The organism is Streptomyces sp. HSW2009, assembly GCF_040240285.1.
In the GTDB taxonomy this organism is placed as follows: domain Bacteria; phylum Actinomycetota; class Actinomycetes; order Streptomycetales; family Streptomycetaceae; genus Streptomyces.
The window spans coordinates 1-6,906 of record NZ_JBEHZD010000440.1 but is presented as its reverse complement, the minus strand read 5'-3'; the positions used below and the strand labels follow the sequence as shown (position 1 = coordinate 6,906).

Below are 6,906 nucleotides of genomic sequence, written 5' to 3'. Positions count from 1 at the left end.
GGGGGCTCGGCCCGGGGGGGGCCGGGGGCGGGGGGGGGCGCGGGGGGGGGGGGGCCGGCCGCGGGGGGGGTCGGGGGGGGGGGCGGGCGGACTCGCCGCCCTCGGAGCGATGCTCGCCACCTGCGCGCCGGGCCTGACGGTGGTCAACATCGACAATGGGTTCGGCGCCGCGGTGCACGCGGCGAAGGTTGTCCGCGCGGTGCACGGTGCGTGAGCGGCGGGCCGCCGGCGCGCGGCCGGGCCCGGGGCGGGCGGCGCCAGGTTTCCGGCCAGGGCCGCGCCTCCGGTCCCAGCCGCACCCCCGATCAACGCCGGAGCCCCAGCGCCCGGAGCCCCCGCACCCCGGACGGTTGCGGCCGGTGGGCAGTCAGGTGGCAGCCGGTGGGCCCGGCCGTCGTAGGAGGTCAGAGGGGCCGTCGGCGGTGCAGGCCGCGCGGGGGTGTCCCGACAGCACGCTGGAAGAGGCACCCGATGAGTGAGACGCCCGAAGCAGGCCAGGCCCCGGCGCGCCGGCGCCCGCACGACGCCGGACCAGCAGCACCACGGACGGCAGGGCCGCAGCCGGCAGCGCCACGGCCGTCCGAACCGCAACCGTCCGCATCTCAGCAGTCAGCGCCACGGCCGTCCGAGCCACAGCCTTCAGCGCCCCGGCCCCCGGCATCGCCACCAGCCGCGCCCGCCCGTCGGCCGCACCAGGGGGCCGCGCCCGCCGCCGGACCTCCCGCGCCCGAGCCGTGCGACACGGCGGAGCCCCCGGCGCCGTGCGCGGACGGGCCCGCCGCGGCGCGGCACGTACCCGCCGCGCACCTGGACTGCACCGCCGGCGTCGCGGGCGACATGCTGCTGGCCGCTCTGCTCGACGCGGGCGCCGCGCTGCACACGGTCACCGGGGCGGTGGCCTCGTTGGAGGTGCCGGGGCTCGCCGTGCGCACCGAGCGCGCCCGTCGCGGCGGGTTGGCCTGTCTGCGCGTGGAGGTGGAGCGGCCGGCCGTCCCCGATCGCAGCCGGCACCTGTCGGACGTCCTCGCCCTGTTGGCCGCCGCCCCGCTGGAGCCGGCCGCCGCCCGCTACGCACGGCGCGTCTTCGAACTCCTCGCCGCCGCCGAGGCCACGGCCCACGGCACCACCCCGGAGCAGGTGCACTTCCACGAGGTCGGTGCGTACGACGCGCTGGCGGACGTCGTCGGCTGTGCGGCGGCCCTGGCGGAGCTCGGATTGCTCGCCCCGCGCGCGGTGGTGACCTGCTCCGCGCTTGCCGCCGGGCACGGCCAGGTGACCGGCGCGCACGGGACGATGCCGGTGCCGGTGCCCGCGGTGCTCGACATCGCCGCCCGGCGCGGACTCGCCCTGGCCGCCGGCGAGTTGCCCGGCGAACGCACCACGCCCACCGGAGCCGCGCTGGTCGCCGCGCTGGCCGAACCCGGGCCGGTGCCGGCCATGACCGTACGGGCCGTCGGCGTCGGTGGCGGGCGGCGGGACTGCTCGGCCCGGCCCAACATCACCCGGGTGGTACTCGGCCGGGCCGTCGCCGCCGCGTCGGAGGCTGCGGCGCACGGCGAGGTGGTGGTGGTCGAGAGCACCGTGGACGACCTCGACCCGCGGCTCTGGCCCTCGGTCCTGGAGGCGGTGCGCGCGGCAGGCGCCTGGGACTGTTGGACGACCGGCACCGGCGGCCGGCACGGCAGGCCCGGCAGGCTGCTGACCGCGCTGTGCGCGGCGGAGGTCAGGCCGGCCGGGGCCGACGCCCTGTTGCGGCACACCACGACGCGCGGCGTGCGCTGGTCCGTCCAGGAACGCACGACGCTGCCGCGCCGGTCCACCACCGTGCAGGTGGGGCCGCCGGGGCGGGAGCAGCAGGTGCCGGTCAAGATCGCCGAGGTGCCCGGCGGCGAGCTGACCGTACAACCGGAGTTGGCCGAGGCCGAACGGGCCGCGCGGGCGCTGGGGTGGCCGGTGCGCCAGGTGTGCGCGGCGGCCGTCAGCGGATACCTCCGCGAACGCCCCGCCCGCGCCGTACCACGCCAGCCACCCGGCCCCGGCTAACCCCGGCTGGTCCGGCTAACCCTGGCTGGTCCGGCTGGCCTGCTCGCCCGTTCGGCCTGTCTGCCCCGGCTGGTCCGGGCTCGGCCCACCCGGCCCGGCCGTCCCGGATCAACCCAACCAACCCACCTAACCCACCAGCTCCGGTACGCGGCCCCCGCACACCCACCCCTCCCCAGCATCCCACACCGGACCACCCGCCCCTTCCTCCTCACCCAGCCACCCGCCCCCACACATCCCAGCCCCGCACACAGCCCACCCACACCGGGCCTTCCCACCCCCAGCACTCCCCCACCCAACGCCCCCGCTCCCGCCGTTCCCCGCCCTCACCCCGGAAGGACGTCATGCCGCGTACGTACACCGTCGCCAGTCTCAAGGGGGCGCACGTCCTGCTCACCGGGGCCACTGGGTTCATCGGGCAGGCCGTGTTGGAACGGCTGCTCACCGATCATCCCGACACCCGTGTCACGCTGCTGATGCGCGGCCGGGGCGGGTGTGGTGCCCGGGACCGGCTGGTGCGGCTGCTCCGCAAGGACGTCTTTCGGCGCTGGCACGAGAGGCCCGGCGGTGCGGAGGCGCTGGCCGAAGCGGGGCGCCGGGTGCGGGTCGTCGAGGGCGATCTCGCCGACGTGCCGGAGTTGCCCGACGACATCGACACGGTGATCCACTGCGCGTCGGCGGTCACCTTCGACCCGCCCATCGACGAGGCGTTCAGCTCCAACGTCACCGGGGCCGCCGGGCTGTGCGAGCGGCTGGCCCGCCAGCCGGTCCCGCCGCACCTGGTGTACGTCTCCACCGCGTTCGTCTCCGCGCCCGGCCACGGCCAGGTGCGCGAGGAGCCGCTACGGCACCGGGTCGACTGGCGGCAGGAGACGGCCAGCGCCGAGCGGGCCCGGGCCGAGGTCGAGCGGGACTCGCGCCGCCCCGAGGTGCTGCGCCGGCTGCTGCGCGAAGCCCGCCGGGCACACGGGCCGTGCGGCAACCAGGTGGTGGCGGCGCAGACCGAGACGGCCAGGTCGGCCTGGGTGGAGCGGCAGCTGGTCGAGTACGGGCGGGCCCGGGCCACCTCGCTCGGCTGGACGGACGTCTACACCTTCACCAAGGCGCTGGCCGAGCGGGCCACCGAGGAGCTGTGGGCCGGGCGGCCGTTGACGGTGCTGCGGCCCGCGATCGTGGAGAGCGCGCTGCGCCACCCGTACCCGGGGTGGATCGACGGGCACAAGATGCTCGACCCGCTGATCATCGACTACGGCACGGGCACCATGTGGGACCTGCCGGGTGCCCAGGACGCCGTGCTCGACGTCATCCCGGTGGACCTGGTCGTCAACGCCGTGCTGGCCGCCGCGGCGGCGCCGGCCGCGCCCGGTGCGCCGCACTACTTCCACGTCGGCTCGGGCAGCAGCAACCCGCTGACCTACGGCACGCTCCACGACCACCTGGACGCCTACTTCCGCCGCCACCCGCTGCCCGACCCGGCCGGGTACGGTCATCTGCGACACGCCCGGTGGAAGTTCCACGACGCAGGGCGCGTGCGGGCCGCCATCGGCCTCGCCGAACGGGCCAGCGCAGCCGCCGCCAGCGCCCTGGAGTGGCTGCCCACCAGCGAACGCACCCTGGCCAGGGAAGAGCGGCTGCACCATCGGCGTGGCGAACTCGCCAGACAGCGCCACTACTTCAAGGTCTACCAGCCGTACACCGGCGCCCAGGCCCGCTACGACGACCGGGAACTGCTGGCGCTGCACGGAGCGCTGCCCCCGCAGCGCGCCGCCGAGCACGGCTTCGACCCGCGGCAGCTCGACTGGCGCGACTACCTCCAGGAGGTGCACTGCCCCGGGGTCACCCGACGGCTGCGGGACGCCATGGCGCGGCGCGCCGAGGTCGGGCGCGGCGGCGGACAGCGGCCGGCGCGCGCGTTGCCGCCGGGTGAGGACGTCGCCGCGGTCTTCGACCTGGACGGCACCGTCGTCGCCGCCGACATGGTCGAGTCCTATCTGTGGGCCCGCCTCGCCTCGGGCCCGCTGCCCGCCCGCGCGGCCGAACTGCTCGACCTGCTGTGCTCCGCGCCCCGCTACCTGCACGCGGACCGGGGCGACCGGGCCGCCTTCGTCCGGGCCTTCCTGCACCGCTACCGCGGGGCCGACGAGGCGGAGTTGCACGCGCTGGTGCGGGAGGCGCTGGCCGATGCGCTGTTGCGGCGGGTGCTGCCGGATGCCGTGCGGCGGGTGCGCGAACACCGGGCCGCCGGGCACCGCACGGTGCTGGTCACCGGCAGCCTCGAAGTGCTCGTCGAGCCGCTGCGCCCGCTGTTCGACGAGGTCGTCGGCTGCCGGTTGGAGAGCCGGGGCGGGGTGCTGAGCGGCCGGCTGACCGCGCCGCCGGTGGTCGGCGAGGCGCGCGCCGCCTGGCTGCGGGAGTACGCCCGCGAGCGGGGCCTGTCGCTGCACCGTTCGTACGGGTACGCCGACAGTTACTCCGACCGGCCGTTCCTCTCCCTGGTCGGCCGGCCCTGCGCGGTCAACCCCGAGCTGCGGCTGTACCGGTACGCGGCCCGCCACCACTGGCCCGTCGTGCGCTGGGGCACGCACCCAGGCACCCGCTGGGAGGCGCTGGCCGACGCGGTCGTGGCCGGCGCGCGCCACGAGGCCCCGAGGAGTGAGGCATGAGCAGGCCAGGGTTGGTCATCGAAGTCGACCGGCGCACACCGCCGTTGTTGGTCAGCGAGGGCGAGGGGTTCCGTCTCGAACGGCTGCCCGAGGGGAGCCGGGTGGTGTATCCGCCCACCTCGTTGCCGGGCATCCGCGATCTGGACGGGGCCATTGACCATGCCCTGCACCAGCCGCACGGCATCGAGCCGCTGCCCGCGCTGTTGCGCCCCGGCATGCGGCTGACCATCGTCTTCGACGATCTGTCGCTGCCGCTGCCGCCGATGCGCAGCCCGGACGTGCGACAGCGGATCATCGAGCACGTACTGGAGTTGGCCGCCCGGCACCGGGTGGACGACGTGGAGTTGCTCGCGGCGAACGCGCTGCACCGGCGGATGACGCCGGCCGAGTTGCGCCATGTGGTGGGCGACCGGGTGTTCCGCTCGTTCTTCCCGCAGCACCTGCGCAACCACGACGCGGAGGACCACGCCAACCTGGTGCACCTCGGCCGCACCGGGCACGGCGAGGACGTGGAGATCAACCGGCGGGCCGCGGAGAGCGACCTGATCGTGTACGTGAACATCACGCTGGTGGCGATGAACGGCGGCGCCAAGTCGGTGGCGGTCGGCCTCGCCAGCTACCGCAGCCTGCGCCACCACCACAACGTGGACACCCTCCGGCACTCGCGCTCCTTCAACGACCCGGACCACTCGGCCATGCACCGCTCGTACGGCCGGATGCACGATCTGATCGGTGGTCAGGTCAAGGTCTTCACGGTGGAGACGGCGCTGAACAACGACGCCTTCCCGGCCCCGCTCGGCTTCCTCAGCAAGCGCGAGTGGGAGTGGAGCGCGGCGGACCAGACCGCGTACGTGGCGGCGCGGCGCGGCACCCGGTTGCTCGCGCCCGCACTGCGCCGGCGGGCCTTCCACCGGGTGGCCGCGCCGTGGGGGGTGACCAGCGTGGCCGCCGGGGCGCCGAGCGCGGTGCACCCGCTGACCCTGCGGCAGGTGCACCGTCAGCAGGTCACTCCGGTGTCGGGCCAGGCGGACGTGGGCGTCTTCGGCGTGCCGTACCTGTGCCCGTACAACGTGAACTCGGTGATGAACCCGATCCTGGTCGCCTCGATGGGGCTCGGCTACCTGTTCAACATGTACCTGAACAAGCCGATCGTGCGGCGGGGCGGCGTGGGGATCTTCTACCACCCGCTGCCGAACGAGTTCCACACGGTGCACCATCCGAGCTATCTCGACTTCTACGCGGACGTGCTGTCCAGGTCGACCGATCCGGCGGTGGTGGAGAGCAAGTTCGAGGAGCAGTTCGCCACCGACCCGTGGTACGTGCACCTGTACCGGCGCAGCTACGCCTACCACGGGGTTCACCCCTTCTACATGTGGTACTGGTGCGCGCACGCGCTGGAGCACCTGGGCGACGTGATCTTCGTGGGGGCCGATCCCGCGGTCGCCGCCCGGCTGGGGTTCCGCGCGGCCAGCACGCTGGCCGACGCCCTGGAGTTGGCCTCGCACACGGTGGGCCGCCATCCGGAGATCACCTATCTGCACGCCCCGCCGCTGACGATGGCGGCGGTCTCGTGACCGGCGGCCAGCGGCGGGGGTCCGCCGGGTGGTTCGTCGAACGGTGGGGCGGCGGCCGGGCGGCGGCCGGGCCCGGTACGGGATGGCTCCGGGACCTGGCGCTGCTGCGGCAGGGGCGTGACTGGCGCGGGCGGGCGCCGCTGCCGCGCGGGCTGCCTCCGGAGCAGCGTCCGCCGCGGCGTGCGGCGCCCTTCCGTACCGCCTGGGCGCGGTCGGCGCCGGCCGCGCTGGCCCGGGACGCGCTGCGCACCGGGGTGTTCAAGCCGCTGCTGTGGGCGCACGTCCGGCCGGCGGTGACGGGGCGCGACCGGGGGGCGGGCCTGCGCGGCCCGGGGGTGTTCGTGTCCAACCACGCCAGCCACCTCGACACGCCGCTGATTCTCGGGGCGCTGCCGGGTGCCGTCGCGGCGCGGACGACGGTGGGTGCCGCCGCCGACCACTTCTTCGCCTCGCGGCTGACCGGCGCGGCGACGGCGCTGCTGTTCAACGCGTTTCCGGTGGACCGGCGCGGCGAGGTGGAGGCGGCCCGGCGCCGGGGCGCCGCCCGCCCCCGCCCCCCCCCCCCCCGCCCCGGCGGCCCCCGGCCCCCCCCCCGGCCCCGCCCGGGCCCCCCCCCCCCCCCCCCCCCC

Annotated in this window: 4 protein-coding genes and 1 pseudogene; all 5 read left to right on the top strand. The window is 76.1% G+C overall.

What is annotated here, in order from left to right; genetic code table 11:
• A pseudogene (locus tag AAHZ94_RS25625) lies at positions 1–214 on the top strand (hypothetical protein); the annotation flags it as partial.
• Between the two features lie 593 nt (positions 215–807).
• Positions 808–2,043, top strand: coding sequence for a nickel pincer cofactor biosynthesis protein LarC (larC, locus tag AAHZ94_RS25620; protein ID WP_349995578.1), 1,236 nt, complete (start codon positions 808–810; stop codon positions 2,041–2,043).
• 341 nt (positions 2,044–2,384) lie between these two features.
• The gene (locus AAHZ94_RS25615) at positions 2,385–4,703 is read left to right on the top strand and encodes an HAD-IB family hydrolase (protein WP_349995576.1); all 2,319 of its coding nucleotides are present in this window, start codon (positions 2,385–2,387) and stop codon (positions 4,701–4,703) included.
• The gene (larAH, locus tag AAHZ94_RS25610) at positions 4,700–6,277 is read left to right on the top strand and encodes an NPN-dependent hydroxyacid isomerase, LarAH14/15/16 family (RefSeq protein WP_349995574.1); all 1,578 of its coding nucleotides are present in this window, start codon (positions 4,700–4,702) and stop codon (positions 6,275–6,277) included. The genes AAHZ94_RS25615 and larAH overlap by 4 nt, the downstream gene beginning before the upstream one ends.
• Positions 6,274–6,906 (top strand): 1-acyl-sn-glycerol-3-phosphate acyltransferase (locus AAHZ94_RS25605; protein WP_349995572.1); only part of this gene is annotated, 633 nt, incomplete at its 3' end. The genes larAH and AAHZ94_RS25605, both read left to right, overlap by 4 nt.